This is a genomic window from Armatimonadota bacterium, from assembly GCA_031432545.1.
GTDB classification, from domain to species: domain Bacteria; phylum Sysuimicrobiota; class Sysuimicrobiia; order Sysuimicrobiales; family Sysuimicrobiaceae; genus Caldifonticola; species Caldifonticola tengchongensis.
The window spans coordinates 667,488-687,110 of sequence record JAVKGX010000001.1 but is presented as its reverse complement, the minus strand read 5'-3'; the positions used below and the strand labels follow the sequence as shown (position 1 = coordinate 687,110).

Below are 19,623 nucleotides of genomic sequence, written 5' to 3'. Positions count from 1 at the left end.
CCGGCGCCTACCGAACGAGTCTGCCCAGGTCTATCCCCAGCGTGCGGACCGCGTCCCGAATGGGGTTGAAGTACGAGTCCAGGTCCGGGAAGCGACGCCGGTCCACCCCGTACTTCGTCACGAGGTCCTCATAGGTCGCGTATCCGTCATGCTGGTACAGGTCGTGGATGGCCTGCTTGCCGGACGAAGTCTGCGCGATGCGGAACATCGCCTTGGTCACGCGGTCGACGACCTCCGGATCCAGACCTCGGCGGAACGAAACCGTGTCGTTGGGGATGTACGGCTTGACGTACTCCAGCACGACGACCTTCTGCTTGACGTCGGGGAACTGACGGACCACGCGGTCGCGGGCATCGCTGCCGAACTCGTCTCCGAACGTCGCCCCGCCGTCGACCTGGCCCTGGTAGATGGCGAGCACGACCTTGTCGTGGCCACCCGCGAACACCGTCTGGCTGAAGAACCGGTTGGGATCGAATCCGGCGTTCTTAATGTGGACCGCCGGGTAAAGGTATCCGGACGTCGAAGCCGGGTCGCTGTACGCGAAACGCTTGCCGCGCAGGTCCGCCAGACGGCGGATTCCGGTGTCGGCACCCACGAGGATCTGGGCGCCGTAGTGGGGCTGGTTGAACCGGATCGAGATCAACTTCACCTCCGCGCCGCAGCGCTGGCGCGCCAGGACATAAGACAGCGGCGCCAAGAACGCGATGTCTGCGCGACCGGCGCACATCGCCTCGATCGTCGCCGCGTACGAGGTAGGCACCGTTGCCTCGAACTCATAGCCGGTGGCCACCGCGAGCATGCGCTCCAACGTCTTGCCACTGGCGAGCACCGCCTGCGCGTCCAGCGACGGGACGAATGCGAGCACGAGCTTGCGCCGGGCCTGGCCCCCTGCAGCCAGCCCCAGCGAAAGGACGAGCACGAGGGCGATCAACAGCACACGCATTGCCTTCACGGTATCCCCCTCCGCACGGGTCGGCTCGTTGCGAGCCCGTCTTTCGGACACGAGAACGGGAGAGCTGGTGGGCTCTCCCGGACTCCGACAATCAGCGTAGCGGAAGCCTCAGCGGGGCGCAAGGAGTTTCCGTCACGGTTCGCGGCCCCACTTTTCTGCGAACTCCTCCTTGCTGAGCCTGAAGTAGTCGGCGTTCATCTCCGTATACTCCTTCCACTGCTCGGGTACGTCGTTCTCCGCGAAGATCGCCGTCACCGGGCACACCGGCTCGCAGGCCCCGCAGTCGATGCACTCGTCGGGGTTGATGTACAGCATGATCTCGCCTTGGTCGTTCTCGGCCCGCGGGTGGATGCAGTCCACGGGGCACACCTCGACGCAGGCCCGGTCCTTGGTGCCGATGCACGGTTCCGTGATCACGTAGGTCATCGCGTCCCTCCCGAGGTTGTGGACTCTCGATCCGGCTATCCGGTCTTGCTCTCCGAACGCGACAGGCGGCTTGCCAGAAACTCGATGTACGTGGCCAGCGCTTCCAACGTCTCCGGCGGCGCCTGGCGCAACCGTTCCATACCCGCCTGCACGCGCGCCCACAGCGCCGTCGTAGCCCGCGCGGCACGATGCACGCGGAAGTAGGCGACGTCCTCGTGCGTGACCAGCGAACCCACCCGCTTCATCACGATGGGCGGCACGCGCAGTGCTGCGGCGAGCCGTTCGATGTAGGCGGGCCGTCGGAGGTCCTGCAGACCGCGCTCGCCGCGCGACAGCACGCTGGGGGGGATTCCGGTCTCCACGCTGAGCTGCCTCAGGCTCATGCCCCTACCGCGGCCGTAGAAGTTGCGCCGCAGGGATCGGATGTAGTTCCCGAAGGCCCTGGCCCCCTCCCGCTGCCGATCATCTGCCTGCGTTCCCATCCTGCAACACCCAAGGTCATTCTAGCAGAATGGGCGCGATCTGTCTGTCGGAAATGGGGCGTACTCAGGTCCTCGTGTTCCATGAATGGAACGGCAGTCGATGGGTTTTTGCGCTAGGCCCGCCGTACCGCGAGGTTGTACAGCCAGAGCACGATCAAAGCACCGACGGTCGCGACGACCACCGAACCCACGAACCCCCCTGCACCGACGCCCAGGGCCGTGAACAGCCAGCCACCGACCACCGCCCCGACGATCCCGAGCACGATGGTCATGACGATCCCGTTGGGCTCACGAGGGCCCGGAAAGATCCAGCGGGCCAGCAGGCCGGCGACCAGTCCGACCACAATCCACCACACAATGGCACCCATAGGGTTCCTCCCTGTCCCGAATTTGCGGGGGCCTGCAGTACGGTTCGCCGGGGCGGGCAGCCCCCCTGCAAGCGACCGATCAGTTGCCGCCCCGCTCCCCGCCGCCGCGCGCCACTGCGACAATCGCCACGATCACGACCAGGACGATGATCAGGCCGATGACGATCGCCGTGGTCTGGTCCATCCCAAAGACGGTCTGGCCGGGCGGTCCGGGGGGATCGGGAGGGCCGGGAGGCCCCGGGGGGCTTGGAGCGTCTGGCGGTGCGGGTGTTTGCTGGGCCATCGCCGCCGGACCGAGCAGCACGGCGAGCGAGAGCGCGACGAGGATCGCGAGTGCGGCGTGCTTGGTGCCCATCCAACCACCTCCTGAAGTCTGCGTGGACCGCCACATTAGTATCCCGTCCGGGTCGACGCCGCAGCGGGAAATCTGCGCTACGCCGACTCCACACCCGCCCCTGCGAACGGGTTCGCAGAATGCGACAATGAGTCCGTGCGCGCCTTCAGCCGTACCCTGCTGGACTGGTGGGGTGTCCGTGCGCGGGACCTGCCGTGGCGCAGGAGGCAAGACCCGTACGCCGTCTGGGTCTCGGAGGTGATGCTGCAGCAGACGCGGGCTGCCGTCGCGGTCTCCTACTATCGCCGCTTCCTGAGGGCGTTTCCGACCGTGCAGGCCCTGGCGGTGGCGCGGCTGGACGAGGTCTTAAGGTGCTGGCAAGGACTGGGATATTACGCGCGCGCTCGCAACCTCCACGCGGCGGCCCGGCAGGTGGTTCGCGAGGGGTTTCCCTCCGACGCCTCCGGCTGGCAGCGTCTGCCAGGGGTGGGTCCGTACACGGCTGCAGCCATCGCCAGCATCGTCGGGGGCGAAGAATGCGTGGCGCTGGACGGCAATCTGCTCCGCGTCGGAGCGCGGCTGTTCGGAATCCGGCTGGCGCTGGACGACCGCCGCGCCCGGTTCGAGATCGCGCGGAGGTTCCGCAGCTTGCTTCCGCGGGGCCGCGCCGCCGAGCTTAACCAGGCACTGATGGATCTGGGCTCGACGATCTGCGTCCCCAGGAGGCCACGCTGCGAAGACTGCCCCGTCTGCCGTTTCTGCGCGGCCCGCGCCGCCGGCATCCAGGACCGCGTGCCGGTGCGGCGCCGGCGGCACGTTCGGCCCACCCGCCGCTTCGTAGCGGCGGTGATCACGGACCGCCGTGGGCGGGTGCTGCTGGTGCGCCGGCCCCCAAGGGGCATCTGGGGCGGCCTGTGGACCCTGCCGTTCGTTGAAGCCCGGTCTTGGCGCGACGCGCGGTCCGGCCTATCCAGGGACCTGGGTGGGCGGATGCGCCGCCAGGGGCGCTTCCAGACGGAAGTCGGACACGCGTTCACGCATTTTTCTGCCGTCTGCCGCGCCGTCGCGGTGACCGCAGACTTCCCCGAGGGTACCGCTGCTCACCTCCGGTGGGTGCGACCGGAACGGCCGGGCGTGCCGATGCCGCCCGCGCACCGGAAGATCCTTCGGTCGTACGCGGCCGCCTCCGGGCTACGGGCCTCCGTCTAGCAGCGCGAGTAGCCGCACGACCGGCACGTCGCGCAACCGTTCTGGTAGGCCAAGGTGTCTCCGCAGTCCGGGCACACCCCCGCGAAGGAGGCCACCTCGGCCTCACCCTTGCCGTTGCCGGCCGCCGCATCCGGGGGTGGGCCTGCGTGGAAGCGCAGGGGTTCCTGGCGGGCCCGAGGCTGCGGCGGGGGCAGGGAGAGCGCGCGGGGGAACTCCTTGTCCGGCCGGAAGGCGTCCCCATACAGGGCTCGACCCAGAGCCAGCGCCACGGCCTGGGCGATGGTGCTCACGCGCACAACCGTACCGTCGGCGGTGCGGTCCAGCGCCACCTCGCGCGATGACACCCGCCACAGCTGCTCGATGACCTCGCGGGGGTCTACGCCGCTGCGCAGGCACACCGAGGTCAGACGCCCGATGGCCTCCGCCTCGACGTCGAGCGACTCTACGAACACCTCGCACGGGCCGTACTCGTCCTCGTTGACCGTGACGTAGGCACGGCCGCGGGGGGTCTCGATCCGCTCCGTCCGACCCTGCGTGACCTTGGGGCGTGGGCGCGTGGTCAGCCCACCACGCGCCGGCTCGGCGGCGGGCACAGAGATCGCACCCTGCGACTGCTGCTGCGTCTTCGCTTCGGTGATCAAGACCCCCTCGCGACTCCCCTCGCGGTACACGGTGATTCCCTTCAACCCCAGCTTCCACGCCAAAAAGTAGATCTGCTCGACGTCCTCCAGCGTCGCGTGCTCCGGCAGGTTCACGGTGCTGCTGATGCTGTGGTCGATGTGCTTTTGGATCGCCGCCTGCATGCGGACGCGCATCTCCGGACGGATGCGGTGGGCGGTGACGAACGTCTCGGGCAGTTCGGTGTCGTCTTGGAGCCCGAACCGCTCCATGTACTCCCGCACCAGCGGATGCCACACCCGGAACTCCCCCTGCGACAGCGACTCCGACCGACGCGTGTAGCTGAGGTCGAAGATGGGCTCGATGCCGCTCGTCGTCCCCGCCAGGGCCGCTCCGCTGCCCACCGGCGGGACGGTGAGCAGCGCCACGTTGCGCAATCCGCACTCCCGGATCCGGGCCAGCACTTTGGGGTGCAGCGTCTGCAGGAACGCACCCTCCAGGTGCCGGTCGCGGTCGAAGGCCGGAAACGTGCCCTTCTCCACCGCCAGGTTGACCGATTCGTCGTACACGATGTTCTTGATGCGCTCGAACATCGTGTCGGCGAACTCGATCGCCGCCGTCGTGTCGTAGCGCAGCCCGAGTTTGACGAGCATATCGCCCAATCCGGTGAAGCCGACACCGATGCGCCGGCTCCGCAGGCTGGCCTCACGCTGCTCGGGAAGCGGGTGCTTGTCGGCGTTGTAGTCGAGGACGTTGTCCAGAAAGCGCACCGTGTAGCGCAGCGCACGCTCCAGGTCCTGCCAGTCCACGCGTGCACGGTCGGTGAACGCGTCCAGCACGAACCGCGCCAGGTTGACGTTGGACAGGTTGCAGTTCCCGTACGGCTCCAGCGGGATTTCCGAGCACGGATTCGTCGTGATGACGCCCATGCCGTTGTACTCGGAGGTTGACCAGCGCTTGATCGTGTCCCAGAAGATCACGCCCGGTTCGGCATGGTCGCGGGCCCCGGCGATCAGCTCCTTCCAGAGGTCGCGGGCCCGGATGGTCCGGCGCAGGCGGACCTTGTCGGTCTCGTACCGCAGCTCGTAGTCGCCGTCGCGCTCGACCGCCCGCATGAACTCGTCGAAGACCCGCACGCTGATGTTCGCGTACCGCACCTTGTCCAGGTTGCGCTTGACGCGGGTGAACTCCAGCACGTCGGGGTGGTCGTTGGCGATCGTAATCATCAGCGCACCGCGACGGCCCGCCTGTCCGATCGTGCCCGTGGTCGTACTCATCAGCTCCATGAACGAAACCGCGCCGGTGCTGGTGATCGCCGCGTTGTTGACGGGCGTACCCCGGGGTCGCAGCACACTGATGTCCCCGCCGACGCCGCCGCCGAAGGAGTACGTGCGGGCGGCCTGCTTGCACCACTCGAAGATGTCCTCCAGCGAGTCGCCGTGGATGGGGATGACGTAGCAGTTCGCCGCGGTCACGCGCCGTGGGTTGCCCGCCGCGAACAGGATGCGCCCGCCGGGGATCATCCGGAAGTCGCTGAGCAGCCAGTAGAAACGCTCCTCCCACTCCGCGCGCGCGGCGTCGGTGGGCTCGACCGAAGCGATCTCTCGGGCGACGCGGGCCCACATCTCTGGGGGAGTGCGTTCGACCACGTTCCCGTCAAGATCGCGCAACGCGTACTTGTCACAAAACACACGCGCGCGCAGCTCGTCGCCATCGAAGTAGCGGAGGGTCTGCTCGAACAGCGTCGGTTTGTCCTGCGTGGTCGGCTGCATCCTAAGACCTCCGTGGCGAGAATCGCTAGTGGCGCCCGTTGATCTTGGCCTTCGCCTCAGCCAGCGGCAGCAGCGGCACCTGGCGCCGCAGCCGCTCCTCGCGTTCCCTGCGCGCACGCAACCGCTCGACCTCCTCGACGATGCTGTCGGCGTCTGCGAAGCGCCGGTACTCCGAGGCGAACCGCACGAAGGCGACGTCGTCGACCAGCCGCAGTCTGTCCATCACCAGCTCGCCGATCAGCGCCGACGACACTTCGGCCTCCCCCCGGTGGCGGATCGTGCGCTCCACCTCGGCCGCCAGTTCCTCCAGCGTCTCGGTGGCGATGGGGCGTTTGCCCCGTGCCCGCATCAGGCCGGCCAGGATCTTGTTGCGGTCGAAGGGTTCGCGACGACCGTCCCGCTTGAGAACCGCGAGGGGCGCCACGTCCACGCGCTCGTAGGTCGTAAACCGCCTGGCGCACGACACACACTCACGGCGGCGGCGGATCGAGCTGCCGCCTTCGACCGGCCGGGAGTCCAGGACCCGGCTGTCCTCACTTCCGCAGTACGGGCAGCGCATCCGCTGGATTCCTTTCGGGCTCTCCGACGGCCGTTGGCGCTGGCCTTCTCTCTTTCTAGATCTGGTTGCAGACTCCTGCCGACAGCACAACATATTGTGGGCGGGTCTCAGCGGCGGGTCAATCCGCCCCGGCCGTGCTGAGCCCCGGTGGAGAGGCGGGCGGGCCAGCGGAGGCGGCGGCGCTCGTGTTTTCGGCCCCGTTCGCGGCTCAGCTGCGCAGGACCACCGACTCGCGCGAAACCAGCCAGGCGGCCACGGCGACCCCGAGCGCGGCGCAGGCGGCCAGGCTGGCCGAGGTCAGCGCCAGCGCGCCCAGGTCGTAGCGGCCCGCCAGAGCCGCCCGCAGGACCAGCACCGCGTTCACCACGGGCACGGCGTAAGCGGCTGCGGTGGTGCGCGCCCAGTCCTCCAGGGCGGGGGTGGCGAAGGCGGAGAGCATCACGAGCAGCATCAGGGGCATCGCGTACTGGTTGGCCTCCCGCATGGAGCGGGCAAACAGGCTGACGCACAGCAGCACCGCCGCGAAGGCCACCGCGAGCAACCCACCCACGCCCGCCAGCACGGCCAACAGCGGCGCGGTCAAGGAGGGACGGCCGAACAGGTCGGCGACGGACGCCGGGCCGAAGGCCAAGACTAGGTACTGCGACGTCGCCGCGACGGCGACGCTCACCCACGCCATCGCGGTCGCTGCGGCCACCTTGCCCGCTGCCAGCGCCCAACGGTCCACGGGTGCGACGAGCAACCCTTCGAGCGTGCCCCTTTCCTTCTCCCCGGCGCCGAGATCCGCAGCGACATGCAGGCCACCTCCGAACGCCCACAGCGCGACGATCAGGGGCAGGAGGATGGCCACAAACAGGTTGCCCCGTTGCTGCGCCGCAACCAACTCCTCGCGGACCTCGATCGGGGTGAGCAGGCGGCGGTCCAGGCCCCGCTCGCGCAGCCGCTGATCGATGATGTCCACCGAGTGTCTGGCGACCGCTTGCAGGACCTTGGCCCGTGCCTCTTCGCCGGCCTGCTCGGCGGCGTTGTAGCGCAGCACGACGTACGCCTGCCCGGCCCGAAGCCGCCGTGCGAAGTCGGTGGGGATTTCCAGGATGGCGGCGACCTGCCCCTGTTGCAGCGCCAGGTCGGGATCGGCGACGGGGACGACGCGGACGAGACCGGCCGAGCGGGCGGTCTCGATCAGCTCAGGGGCACGCTCGGCTCCGACGACGGCTACGGCCGCAGGCTCGGCAGCACGCCGCGCGGTCAGTATCGGCAGGACCAGGGAGATCGCCGGCACCACCAGGGCCGGCAGCACGACTCCCAGGATCAGTGCGCGCCGGTCCCTGACGACGTCGGTGACCTCCTTGGCCGCAACGGTCCGTGCCGCGTGCAATCCACGCTGGCGAGGACGCGCCGCACTAGGGGTCCGCATGCCGATGTCCCTCCGGGGACCGCTGCGTGAGCCGCAAGAAGACGTCCTCCAGACCCGTGTCCGCAGCCGACTGCAGATCGTCGAGGGTGCCCACGGCGCGGATACGGCCCTCTTGGACGATCGCGACGCGATCGCACAGCCTCTCGGCCTCGACCATCAGGTGCGTGCTCACGACCACGCAGCGGCCCTCGGCGGCCAGGCGGCGGATCGCATCCCGAACCGCGCGGGCGGCCGTGACGTCCAGGCCGGCGGTGGGCTCGTCCAGGATCAGCACGTCCGGGTCGTGGACCAGCGCGCGCGCCAGGCACACCCTCTGTCTCATCCCCTTGGAGAACGACTCCGTGCGGCGGTCGATGAACCCTGCGAGATCGAGCAGTTCGACCAGGCGGTCCACACGGTCACGCAGCGTCCGATCCGGCAGGCCGTACAGCGCGCCGTGGTAGCGGAGGACCTCGCGCGCCGTCAGACGGCCGTACAGCCCGGCATTCTCCGGCAGCAGTCCGATCGCGCTGCGCACCCTGTGCGGGTCGCGCACCACGTCGTAGCCGCACACCTCCGCCCGCCCGGCCGTAGGCCGCAGCAAGGTCGCGAGGATGCGCATGGTGGTCGTCTTGCCCGCGCCGTTGGGCCCCAGCAGCCCGAGGACCTCTCCGGGCAGCGCCTCGAACGACAGCCCCCGTAGGGCCGCGAGGGTACCGAAGCGCTTGTGCAGATCGCGCACGCGCACCGCGGCCGGGTGAGGTGGGTCCGGCGTCAAGGCCAAAGCAGCCCCAGCAGCAACCGGGGGAGCAAGAAGAGGTTGTCCAGCGGCAGCGCGGCCACGAAGACGACCAAGAGCAGCAGACCGATCAGCGCCCGCGACCGCGACGGCGGGGAGACGTCGTTGGCTGGCCCGGGATGCGGGCGCGACAGCAAAACGAGCAGCAGTAGGGCCATCGGCAGCAACCCCATCAGCGCCAGCAGTACGACCGCGGCGTACGACGTGGCGCGGTGCCAGCGCGGGCTGAGCAGCGCTCGGACGACGTGCCCGCCGTCGAGCATGCTGGCCGGCAGCAGGTTGATCCCGGTCACGAACAATCCGATCATCGCCGCGTCGGTCAGCGGATCCGTGTAGAAGACCACGTCGGGCGCATCACCGAACCGCAACGCGAGCAGCCGGCTCACCGACCACGGGAAGAAGAACGTCGGCAGCCCGGCCAGATACGGCCGCAGCGCCTCCAGGTCCAGCACGACCGTCCGGCCCACCCCGATGAGCAGCAACGGGATCGCGACGACCAGCCCCGCCAGGGGCCCGGACGCACCCAGGTCGAACAGCCCGTCGCGGTCGGGTGCCGGCTCTTTCGTGAGGATCACCGCGCCCATCGTGCCGATGGACAGCGCCCCCAACACCACCGGGGGGAATGGGATGAAGTACGGCCAGCTGGCGTCGATCCCGTGGGCGCGTGCGGCGGCCTTGTGGCCCAGCTCGTGAACGAGGAGGATGCCGAGCAGCCCCAAGCTGAAGGCGATCCCATCGACGAGGGGGTTGGGCCAGTAGCCGGCGCGGATCACCGCATCGGGGACCTGCTGGAGGACCGACAGGAAGCGCTGCGACCCGATGTAGCCGGTCAGGAACGTGGTGACGACCGTAGCGGCGAACAGCGCGACGTTCACCCACCCGTTGCCGCGGATCCGCCCGGCGCGCGGAACCACCGACAGCAGCAGTCGATCGCCCGAACGGCGCAGCAACGGCAGCGCGCCCAGGGGCAACAGATCCTGTCGCAGCGCCGCAAAGCGCACGTCGAGGTCGAGTTCTGCGGCTACGGCGAACACCGGCACGCCGTCTTCTACCCAGGCCTGCTGGACGCCGAAGTGTCGGCGGACGAGCGCTTCGAGGTGGTGGAAGGCGGCGGGTCCCGGTTCCATGGGCAAGCATCGGGCCCCCGGTCCTCCCGGAGGCCCTGCACCATTGTAGCCGCCTGCGCTACCGCTTGCGCAAGAACGCGGGGATGTCCAAGTCGTCGATCAACATGCGCGGCTGGTCATCGGCCGGTCCCGGAGCGGGGGGGACGCGCGTCGGCGCGACGGCGGCCGCCTCTCCATCGACCACCTTCCCGGCCCGGGCGGCTTCGAAGCCGGTCGCGATGACGGTGATGCGCACGTCGTCGGACATGCCGTCGTCGATCACCGCACCGAAGATGATGTTCGCGTCGGGGTCGGCGGCTTCGGCGATGATCCTGGCCGCGTCGTTGACTTCCATGAGACCCAGGTCCACGCCCCCGGTGACGTTGAGGAGCACGCCGCGTGCACCCTCCATGGACGTCTCCAGCAGCGGGCTGCTGATCGCGGTGCGCGCGGCCCGAACCGCGCGGTCCTCGCCGGAGGCCACCCCGATGCCGATCAGCGCCGAGCCTGCCTCCGCCATCACCGCGCGCACGTCGGCGAAGTCCAAGTTGATCAGCCCCGGGACCGTGATGAGGTCGGCGATGCCCTGCACACCCTGGCGCAGGACGTCGTCGGCGACGCGAAACGCCTCGATCATGCTCACCTTCGCGTCGATGATGTTCAGCAGCCGATCGTTGGGGATGGTGATCAGCGTGTTGACCTGCTCCTTGAGTTCGCGGATGCCGTCCTCGGCGGTCGCGGCCCGGCGCCGCCCCTCGAACGCAAACGGCTTGGTGACCACGCCGATCACCAGCGCGCCGAGTTCTCGGGCGATCCGCGCCACGACCGGCGCTCCGCCCGTACCGGTCCCGCCCCCCATGCCCGCAGTGACGAAGACCATGTCGGCGCCCTCGAGCGTGTCGGCCAGCTCGTCGCGGGTCTCCTCGGCAGCCTGGCGTCCGATCTGGGGATCACCGCCGGCGCCCAGCCCGCGCGTAAGCTTAGCGCCGATGTGGATCTTCCGTTCGGCCTGCGACAGGGCGAGCGCCTGGATGTCGGTGTTGATGGCGATGAACTCCACCCCGCGCAGCCCCGCGCTGATCATCCGGTTGACGGCGTTGCTGCCGCCCCCACCGACCCCGACGACCTTGATGGAGGCGAACCGGCGCAGGTCGCGGTCGAGATTGGCCATGGCAGACCTCCTCATCACTCTCCTTGGAGCGCGCTGCGGACCCACGATCGCAGCCGCGCCCAGACTCCGTCCATCGAACCGTTGCGCTCGCGCACCCTCCGGCTGTGGCCCGACCCGCTGGCCGCGTGGACGACCAGCCCGACCGCGGTCGCAAACGCGGGGCTGTTGACCGTGTCGGTCAATCCCGCGATGTTCACCGGGTAGCCGACGCGCGCCGGCAGCCCCAGCCGTTCGCCCGCGACCTCCGCGATGCCGCGCAGCAACGCCGTCCCGCCGGTCAGCACCACCCCCGCGGGGATGCGGCGTGCGAACTCCGGCCGGCCGACGTGGAGTTGGACCATCGCCAAAATCTCCTCCACGCGGGGTTGGACGATCTCGCATAGGTGACGCCGGGGCAGCACCTTCGGCTCCTGCCCGCCCACCATCAGAACTTCGATCAGTTCGCCCTCGGCCGCCATGTACGAGGCAGCCGCACCGTAGCGCACCTTGAGCTTTTCCGCCTCGCCGACCGCGGTCCGCAACCCGAAGGCGATGTCGTGGGTGATGTGGTTGCCCCCCAGCGGCAGCACAACGGTATGTACCAGGCCGCCGCCGGAGAAGACGCCGATGCTCGTCGTTCCGCCGCCGATGTCGCACAGCACGACGCCCAGGTCCCGCTCGGCAGCCGACAGCACGGCTTCGGCCGAGGCCAGGGGCTCCAGGACCATCTCTTCGACTTCAAGCCCGGCGCGGTGCACGCACTTCACCAGGTTGGCCAGCAGCGTGCTGGCGCCGGTGACGATGTGCGCCTCCACCTCCAGGCGCGTCCCGTACATGCCCACTGGGTTGCGCACACCACCCTGCCCGTCGACGACGAAGTCGCGCGGCAGCATGTGGATGATCTCGCGGTCGGACGCGGGGATCGCGGCGATGCGCGCAGCCTCGATGACTCGTTCGACGTCGGCTGGGGCGATCTCGCGGTCCGAGCGGGACACCGCGACGACACCGCGGCTGTTCTGGGAGGCGATGTGCTCACCGGAGACGGCGACGTACGCCGACCGCGCCTGGTAGCCCGACATGCGCTCGGCGCGCTCGACCGCCTCTTCGATCGCACGCGTCGTCGCGTCCAGGTCGGTGACCACACCGCGGCGTAGACCCAAAGAGGGAACCGTGCCCACCCCGGCGATGTGCACCTCGCCGTCGGAGTCGGCCTCAGCGACGATCGCACAGACCTTCGTGGTGCCGATGTCCAACCCCACCAGGGCGTTCCGTTTGGTCAAAGCGCGTCCTCCCGGCTACACCCGCGCCCTGCACGGGACGACCCCCCGGTCCCGGCGGTGCCGGTCACCGAGCCGGTCGGCTCACACCTGCAGGAGACCGCCTCCCGGATCGAGAGGTTCGTGCAACGAAATGGGCATTTGCTTCCACGAACTATTCCACGGCACCGCGGCGACTCCTGCTTGAGTACGTCTGGGGGCACGGGCAGCTGAGCCGTGCCCTCTGGCCGTTACGGTTCCGGTCGGACCACCACCTTCTCGCCGAACCGCAGGTCCAGTTCGCGGGCCACGATCCCGCGGTCGGCCAGCGCGCGAAGGATCTCCTCGGCCAACCGCATCCTGCCGCCCAGCTCGGCGGGTTCGCCCACCCGCAAGGTGACCCCCGATGCCGTCTGAACGACCAGGTCGCCGTGCACGTCGATCTGCATCGACGAGATCCGCGAACGCTGTGCGGCATCGAGGGAAGCGAACGCGGCGGCCACCTCCCGGACGCCGCGATGAGGCACGGGCTCACCGAGCCGGACCCACGGAAGCGGCAGGCCAACCGTCAACGGCACCAGTCCGTCCGGGTGGGCCTGCCGTCGGAACGGCACGCCGCCTTCGTCCAGCACCAGCACGCCCCCCGACCCGCTCAGGGCAAGCAGGGGTGACCTCTCCGTGACCGTGACGACCGCGCGGTGCGGCCAGGCGATGTGGACCGCGGCACTGCGGACCTGCGGGATCGACCGCACCGCCGCGGCCGCCCGCTCTGCGTCCGCAGCCCGCAGAGGCCGGCCGGGCCGCAGCCCGCTGCGCCGGATCACCTCGGCCTCGGACAGCGTCCGGTTGCCGGCCACCGTGACCTCCCGCAGCGTGAAGGCACCGGAGGCCGGCAACGAAAACACCGCCGCTACAAAACACATCGCGACGGCAAACCGCAGCGTGCGGAACGTCCGCGGGGCACGCAGCGCGGACAGTCGGGCGTCGCGGCGGGCGTCGGACGGATCGAAAGCGCTTGCGCTGCGTCGCATGCTAGTCTCCGAAGTCGCCCACCAACTTGACCTCCAGCTCCAGTTCGACGCCGAACTGCGATCTCACCCTCTCCCGGACCCGGCCCACCAGGCGCAGGACGTCCTCCGCACGCCCCCCGCCCGCATTGACCATGTAGTTGGCGTGCACCTCAGACACGCGCACGCCACCCGAGGCCATGCCCTTGGCGCCGGCCAGATCGATCAGGCGGCCGGCGGCGTCGCCGGGCGGGTTGCGGAAGATGCAACCGGAAGACGGCGGGCCGATCGGCTGCGTCGCGGCGCGCTGCCGCAACCACGCCTCCATGCGCGACCGGACCGAGGCAGCATCGTCCGGCCGGAGTTCCAGTTCGACCTCGAGCGCAACCGCACGGTCACGCTGCAGCCGGCTGGTCCGATAGGCGAACTCCATCTCGGCGGACGTCCAGGTGCGTTCTCCGTTCGGTCCGAAGACGCGGACCGAACGGATCACCTCTTCCATGCTGTGCCCGTGGGCGCCGGCGTTCATCGCTGCAGCCCCACCGACGGACGCGGGGATGCCGGCGGCGAACTCCAATCCGGCGAGCCCGCGGTCGGCCGCACGGAGCGCCAGGCGCGGCAGGCCGGTGCCGGCTTCGGCAACCACGCGCACCCCGTCCCAGCGCACGCGGTCCACTCCGTGTCCGACCTTCACCACGACGCCGCGCACACCGCGGTCGGAGACCAGCACGTTGGATCCCCGGCCGAGGACCACGAAGGGCTCCTGCGTCGCGTACAGCACGCGTAGGACGGTGCGGAGTTCGTCCAGGGACCGGGGCACGACGAGCACGTCGGCCGGACCCCCGATCCGGAAGGAGACGTGCCGTGCCAGCACCTCCCCGAGCCGCACGTCGCGGCAGGCCTCGCGCAGCGCTCGGACGGACGCCTCCGCCACCGACCCCCCCGTGGCTAACCCCGTGAGCGGAGCCCGCTCGCGATCCACTCGGCCACCTTCCAGATGTCGCCCGCACCCATGGTTGCCACGACGTCGCCCGGACGCAGCGTGGGGAGGATCGCCGCCGGGACGTCTTCGATTTCGGGGATCCACCGTACGGGGCGGTGCGGCGCCACGGCGTCGACGATCAGGCGGCCGCTCACGCCCGGCAACGGAGCCTCGTCGGCCGGGTAGATCTCGGTGACGATGAGCTCGTCGGCGTCATCGAAGGCCCGCGCGTACTGCGCGTGGGTCGTCCGGGTACGGGAATAGCGGTGCGGCTGGAACACGGCGACGATGCGGGCCTCCGGCCAGCCCTCGCGCAGGCCCCGCAAAAACGACCGCACCTTGACGGGGTTGTGCGCGTAGTCGTCGACCACCAGGGGTGCTTCGCAGTGGACATCGAACCGGCGGCGCACGCCCCGAAAGCACCCGAGGGCTTGGGCCATCGGAGCGAAGCCCGCGCCGATGTGCAGCCCGGCGGCCAGGGCCGCCACCGCATTGGTGATGTTGTGCCGTCCGGGCAGGCGCAGGCGCACCTCTCCCAGCTCGCGGCCTCCGGCCAGGAAGGCGAACCGCGACCGGACGCCCGTCCGTTCGATCACGCGCGCGCTGAACTCCCCCCGGTCCAGCCCGTACGTCATCGCCCGGCACGGCACGGCCTCGCGCAGCCGCAGCACGTTGGGATGGTCTGCGCACAACAGAGCGAAGCCGCCGGGGTCCAGGCCAGCGAGGAATCGGCGGAACGTGGACAGCAGCGCTCCCACGTCTCCATAGTGGTCGGCGTGGTCGGTCAGATCGAGGCTCGTCAGGATGGTCGAGTGGACGCGCACGAAGACCAGCGATCCGTCGCTCTCGTCGACCTCCGCCACCGCCGGACCGGAGCCCACGCGCGCGTGGCTGCCGAACTCGCGGACCTCGGCACCCACCAGCGCGGTCGGGTCGTGACCCGCGCCGGTGAGCGCGGCGGACAGCAAGGCGGCGGTGGTCGTCTTGCCGTGCGTGCCGACGACGCCTACCGACAGACGTTCCCCCGCGAGGATCTCAGCGAGCATCTGGGCGCGGTGCCAGACCGGCAGCCCCGCCTCGCGCGCGGCGGCGATCTCCGCGGTGTCCGGGGAGACGGCGCGGGAGGCAATGACCCCCGCGCAGCCTTCCAGGTGGTCGCGGTCGTGGCCCACCCACACGCGCGCACCCAGATCCCGCAGCCGTTGCAGCACACCCGAGTCGCGGACGTCGCACCCGCTGACGGCCCTACCCCGGCGCAGCAGCACCTCGGCAAGGGCGCACATGCCCGCGCCGCCCATCCCGACGAAGTGCAGGTGGCCGGCGGCCGCTGTGGGGGTCTTGGCACTCCGCGTCAGGTCAGCTTCCACTTCAGCCTCCGGAGTTGCCGCGCTGGGCCACCGCCCGGATTGCGTCCCAAATCCGGAATGCGGCATCCGGCCGGCCCGACGCACGGCTCGCCTCCCGCATGCGCGCCAGCCTGCCGTCGTCGGCCAGCAGCTCCGAGATCACACCGGCCAGTCGCTCGCCCGTCAGTTGGGGGTCTGGGAGCACGACCGCCGCACCGGCGTCTTCCAATGCCCGCGCGTTGTGGACCTGGTGCCCGGCGGAGTGGGGCAGGGGGACCAGCACCGCCGCCAGCCCGAGGGCGGTGAGCTCCGCGCAGGTCACGGCGCCCGCGCGCGCGACGACCAGATCGGCCAGGGCGTACGCGTCAGCGATCGGGTCCAGGTATTCGACCTGGCGGTACAGCAGGCCACGGTCGCTGGACGCCGGCCGGCGTTCGGACACCTGCAGCGGCGCTGCGCTCTGCTCCGCGAGACCGGCCCGCGCGGTGCCCGTCTGGTGGAGGATCTGCAGATCGCCCCGCTCCCAAAGGATCTCAACCGCCCGACGCGTCGCGCGGTTGACCGAAGCGGCACCCTGGCTGCCGCCGATGACCAGCACCGTACGGCGGCCCGCCTCCAGGCCGTAGAACTGCCTGGCGCGCTGCGCGTCACCCGACCTCAGCGACGCGCGCACCGGGGCGCCTGTCCACAGCGCGTTGTCGGGAAACGCCGATGCGGTGTGCGCGAAGGCCACGCACACGCGCTGCGCACGGCGTCCCAACGCTCGGTTCGCCAGCCCCGGGACGGCATTGGGCTCGATCAGGACCAGCGGCACACCCGCATAGCCCGCAGCGCGCGCGGTCGGATACCCCGCGTAGCCCCCCGTCGAGACCACGACCTGCGCGCCGAAGCGCCGCAACAGCCCGATCGCCTTCCACACGCCGACGGCCGTGCGCAGCAAGGATGCGGCCGCGCGGTCCGGACGCCTGCCCACCACTGCACCCACCGGGACCGCTTCGAACCGGATGCCCGTAGGGGGCACCAGATGTGCCTCCATCGCCCCTCCGCCGACGAACAAGAACTCCGCCGCACCTGTCGCAGCCTCTGCCACGGCGACCAACGGATAGATGTGGCCGCCGGTTCCCCCGCCGGCCAGCACCACCCGCAACGGCCCGGCCCGCGCCCTGGGCCGTGCCTGCGGCCGGATCACCCCGCCCCCACCGGCCGCGCGCGGCCGGGCCGGTGTACACCGCCAGCCGCAGCGGCCTGCCCACTCGCCGACGGTCTGGCATACTGCGACAGGTTCAGGCAGATCCCCACGGCGGCCATCAGGACGATTAGCGAGGATCCCCCGAAGCTTACGAACGGCAAGGGCACGCCGGTCACCGGGAGGGCGCCGGATACGACGCCGATGTTGATCGCCGCCTGCCCGACCACCCACGAAGCGATCCCAGCGCCCAGCAGCGCGCCGTAGCGGTCGGGTGCCCGCACGGCCGTGCGAAAGGCGCGCAGCGCGAACAGCGCGAACAGCCCGATCAGCACCGCCGCTCCCACCAGGCCCAGTTCCTCCGCCAATATCGCGAAGACGAAGTCGGTGTGCCGCTCGGGCAGGTAGAAGAACTTCTGCCGGCTCTGGCCCAGCCCGACGCCGAACAGGCCGCCCGAACCGATGGCCAGCAGTGACTGGATGATCTGGAAGCCGGTTCCCTGCGCATCCTGCCAGGGATTCAGAAACGCAAGCAACCGCTCCCGCCGGTACTCCTCGCGCAGCGCCATCAGCGCCGCCAACGGAGCGACAAGCAGCGCCACCCCCGCGAGGTGGGGGATCCGCGCTCCGGCGGCGAACAGCACGACGAACGTGACCAGCACCAAGATCACCGCGCTGCCCATGTCGGGCTGGCGCATCACCAGGGCGGCCATCAACCCGCAGAAGAACAGGGGCGGCAGGATTCCTCTTCCGAAACGGCGCACGCCGTCCTGCCGGTTCGCCAGGAAGTTGGCCAAGTACAGCACCAGCGCCAGCTTGGCCGCCTCCACCGGCTGGAAGCTCAACGGTCCGAGCGCGATCCACCGCCGCGCGCCCCCCGCCGCCGTACCGATGCTCGAAAACAGTACCGCGCCCAGGGCCCCCAGCGCCAGCAGCAACGCCGGACCCGTCAGCCGCCGCCACGTCGTGTAGTGGATGTGAAAGGTGAACCACATCGCCGCCAGCCCCAGGACCATCCACAGCAGCTGGCGCTTGAGGAAGTATGCGCTGTCGCCGAAACGCTCGAACGCGAACACCGAGCTCGCGCTGTACACCATCACCAGTCCCAGTGTGCACAGGGCCACCACGCTGCCGAACAGCAGCACGTCGGGCGCGTGCCGGCGGATCTCGTGCGAGGGGTGGGTGTGGGTCATCGTGCGGTTTGGGATCGCTCGGGTTCCGGATGACGTTGGGCTGTCGCCGCACGCACGAGGCCGTCGAAGACGTCCCCCCGCTCCCGATAGTCGGCGAACTGGTCGAACGACTCGCAGCCCGGAGACAGCAAGACGACCTCCCCCGGCCGCGCCAGGTTCGTGGCCCGGCGGAACGCCTGCGGCAGGGTGCCGACGTCCACGACCTCCGCCCCCAGACCGCCGAAGGCCTCGGCCATCGCCCGCGCACAACGACCGATCAGGTAGACGGCCCGCACCGGGCTGGCGCGCAGCGCGTGCGCCATCGGCGCGAAGTCCTCGGCGGTCGCGTTGTGCCGCACGCCGCCGGCGATCAAAACGAACGGGGACCGCATCGCGCGGATCGCCGCAGCCGCCGCGCTGGGGTTCGTCGCCAGCGAGTCGTTGACGTAGCGCACGCCACGGTGTTCGGCCACCACCTGCATGCGGTAGGGAAGCCCTTCGAACCGCCGTAGGACGTCGGCCATCGTCTGGGGGGGCACGTCCATCATCGAGCAGGCGGCGCACGCGGCGAGGGCGTTTTCGAGCACGTGGTCGCCGGTCGACAGCAGCGCATCCACGGCGACGACCGGCGTGCCGCGCTCTGTCAGGATCCATCCCTCGGCGAGCCACGCGCCCGCCCCGAGACCCGGGCCCCCCGCGCGGCGGAACGGGACGAGGCGCGCGCGGATCTGCGGGATCAGCGAGGCCGACGCCGGGTCATCGAGGTTGACGACCGCGAAGTCCTCCGCCCGCTGGTGACGGAAGATCCCGGCCTTGCAGCGCACGTACGCTTCGAAGGTGCCGTGGTCGTCGAGGTGGTGCGGCTGGATGTTCGTGAGCACTGCGACCTGCGGGCTGCTGCGCAGCCCGAGCAGCTGCCGGTTGCTGATCTCCAGCACCAACCGGTCCGTGGGGAGCACCTCGGCCATCCGGTACAGGATCGGCACGTGCGTGCGATCGTTGCCGCTGATGTGCGCGCGCAGCCCGGCGGCGGTCAGCATGCGGTGGATCAACGTGGCGACCGTGAACTTCCCGTTGGTGCCGGTGACGCCCACGATGGGGCAGGGGCAGAGGTCGAAGACCAACTGCGTCATGCTATGTGCCCTGACCCCGGCCTGGAGGCGCTCCCGTACGGGCGCGTTCTCCGGATGGCGGAACCATGCCTGCGGCAGGAAGATCACCTCTGCGCGCTCGATCCCTTCCAGGTAGCGATCCCTCCAGCGCACCGGCACCGGTTCGGACAGCCACCAGCGGATGATGCGTTCGCGCTCGTCGCGCGCCATCCAGGCGTGCGTCCGCGCGAAGACTTCGGGGAAGGTCTGCAGTGCGGTCAGGTCGTGGCAGGTCGACTCGATCCCTTGCGCGAGCAAGAACCGCGCGACCGCACAACCCTCCGTACCGCTGATCCCCAGCACGTGGATGCGCTTTCCGCGCAGGCCTTCCAGAGCTTCCATCCCCCAGTTC

Annotated in this window: 19 protein-coding genes; 1 reads left to right on the top strand and 18 read right to left on the bottom strand. The window is 70.0% G+C overall.

Annotated elements, in window-relative coordinates:
* Positions 1-7: 7 nt before the first annotated feature.
* The 5 genes from QN163_03425 to QN163_03405 form a co-directional block, all read right to left on the bottom strand.
* Positions 8-943 (bottom strand): phosphate/phosphite/phosphonate ABC transporter substrate-binding protein, encoded by a 936-nt coding sequence (locus QN163_03425; GenBank protein MDR5683062.1) that lies wholly within the window; start codon positions 941-943, stop codon positions 8-10.
* Positions 944-1,084: 141 nt separating this feature from the next.
* Positions 1,085-1,378 (bottom strand): ferredoxin family protein, encoded by a 294-nt coding sequence (locus QN163_03420; GenBank protein MDR5683061.1) that lies wholly within the window; start codon positions 1,376-1,378, stop codon positions 1,085-1,087.
* 35 nt (positions 1,379-1,413) lie between these two features.
* Positions 1,414-1,860 carry a helix-turn-helix transcriptional regulator gene (locus QN163_03415; protein ID MDR5683060.1) on the bottom strand — a complete coding sequence of 149 codons (447 nt, stop codon included), beginning with the start codon at positions 1,858-1,860 and terminating at the stop codon, positions 1,414-1,416.
* Between the two features lie 113 nt (positions 1,861-1,973).
* On the bottom strand, positions 1,974-2,228 hold the full coding sequence (locus tag QN163_03410; GenBank protein MDR5683059.1) for a GlsB/YeaQ/YmgE family stress response membrane protein: 255 nt from the start codon (positions 2,226-2,228) through the stop codon (positions 1,974-1,976).
* Positions 2,229-2,307: 79 nt separating this feature from the next.
* The gene (locus QN163_03405; protein MDR5683058.1) at positions 2,308-2,583 is read right to left on the bottom strand and encodes a hypothetical protein; all 276 of its coding nucleotides are present in this window, start codon (positions 2,581-2,583) and stop codon (positions 2,308-2,310) included.
* A gap of 135 nt (positions 2,584-2,718) precedes the next feature.
* On the opposite strand from QN163_03405, the gene mutY reads away from it, so the two are divergent.
* Complete coding sequence (mutY, locus tag QN163_03400; GenBank protein MDR5683057.1) at positions 2,719-3,771, top strand: A/G-specific adenine glycosylase; 1,053 nt, start codon at positions 2,719-2,721, stop codon at positions 3,769-3,771.
* Here the strand turns inward: mutY and QN163_03395 are convergent.
* From QN163_03395 to murD, 13 genes are all read right to left on the bottom strand, one after another.
* Complete coding sequence (locus tag QN163_03395) at positions 3,768-6,161, bottom strand: adenosylcobalamin-dependent ribonucleoside-diphosphate reductase (protein MDR5683056.1); 2,394 nt, start codon at positions 6,159-6,161, stop codon at positions 3,768-3,770. The genes mutY and QN163_03395 overlap by 4 nt on opposite strands.
* Positions 6,162-6,186: 25 nt before the next feature.
* Complete coding sequence (nrdR, locus tag QN163_03390) at positions 6,187-6,720, bottom strand: transcriptional regulator NrdR (protein MDR5683055.1); 534 nt, start codon at positions 6,718-6,720, stop codon at positions 6,187-6,189.
* A gap of 208 nt (positions 6,721-6,928) precedes the next feature.
* Positions 6,929-8,137, bottom strand: coding sequence for an ABC transporter permease subunit (locus QN163_03385; protein MDR5683054.1), 1,209 nt, complete (start codon positions 8,135-8,137; stop codon positions 6,929-6,931).
* The gene (locus QN163_03380) at positions 8,124-8,858 is read right to left on the bottom strand and encodes an ABC transporter ATP-binding protein (protein MDR5683053.1); all 735 of its coding nucleotides are present in this window, start codon (positions 8,856-8,858) and stop codon (positions 8,124-8,126) included. The genes QN163_03385 and QN163_03380 overlap by 14 nt, the downstream gene beginning before the upstream one ends.
* A 32-nt stretch (positions 8,859-8,890) precedes the next feature.
* Positions 8,891-10,042 carry a site-2 protease family protein gene (locus QN163_03375; protein ID MDR5683052.1) on the bottom strand — a complete coding sequence of 384 codons (1,152 nt, stop codon included), beginning with the start codon at positions 10,040-10,042 and terminating at the stop codon, positions 8,891-8,893.
* Positions 10,043-10,100: 58 nt separating this feature from the next.
* A complete protein-coding gene (gene ftsZ, locus QN163_03370) occupies positions 10,101-11,192 on the bottom strand; it encodes a cell division protein FtsZ (GenBank protein MDR5683051.1) in 1,092 nt (363 codons plus the stop codon).
* A 14-nt stretch (positions 11,193-11,206) separates the two neighbouring features.
* Positions 11,207-12,451 (bottom strand): cell division protein FtsA, encoded by a 1,245-nt coding sequence (ftsA, locus tag QN163_03365; GenBank protein ID MDR5683050.1) that lies wholly within the window; start codon positions 12,449-12,451, stop codon positions 11,207-11,209.
* Between the two features lie 227 nt (positions 12,452-12,678).
* Entirely contained in the window at positions 12,679-13,458 is a 780-nt protein-coding gene (locus tag QN163_03360) for an FtsQ-type POTRA domain-containing protein (protein MDR5683049.1), read from the bottom strand.
* Position 13,459: 1 nt separating this feature from the next.
* A complete protein-coding gene (gene murB, locus QN163_03355; GenBank protein ID MDR5683048.1) occupies positions 13,460-14,368 on the bottom strand; it encodes a UDP-N-acetylmuramate dehydrogenase in 909 nt (302 codons plus the stop codon).
* A gap of 14 nt (positions 14,369-14,382) precedes the next feature.
* Entirely contained in the window at positions 14,383-15,783 is a 1,401-nt protein-coding gene (gene murC / locus QN163_03350; protein MDR5683047.1) for a UDP-N-acetylmuramate--L-alanine ligase, read from the bottom strand.
* Between the two features lies 1 nt (position 15,784).
* Positions 15,785-16,951: an undecaprenyldiphospho-muramoylpentapeptide beta-N-acetylglucosaminyltransferase gene (gene murG / locus QN163_03345; protein MDR5683046.1), complete on the bottom strand. Its 1,167-nt coding sequence runs from the start codon at positions 16,949-16,951 to the stop codon at positions 15,785-15,787.
* Positions 16,948-18,141 (bottom strand): putative lipid II flippase FtsW, encoded by a 1,194-nt coding sequence (ftsW, locus tag QN163_03340; GenBank protein MDR5683045.1) that lies wholly within the window; start codon positions 18,139-18,141, stop codon positions 16,948-16,950. The genes murG and ftsW overlap by 4 nt, the downstream gene beginning before the upstream one ends.
* Positions 18,138-19,613, bottom strand: a complete 1,476-nt coding sequence (murD, locus tag QN163_03335) for a UDP-N-acetylmuramoyl-L-alanine--D-glutamate ligase (GenBank protein ID MDR5683044.1) — start codon at positions 19,611-19,613, stop codon at positions 18,138-18,140. Before murD ends, ftsW begins: the two co-directional genes overlap by 4 nt.
* Positions 19,614-19,623 lie beyond the last annotated feature (10 nt).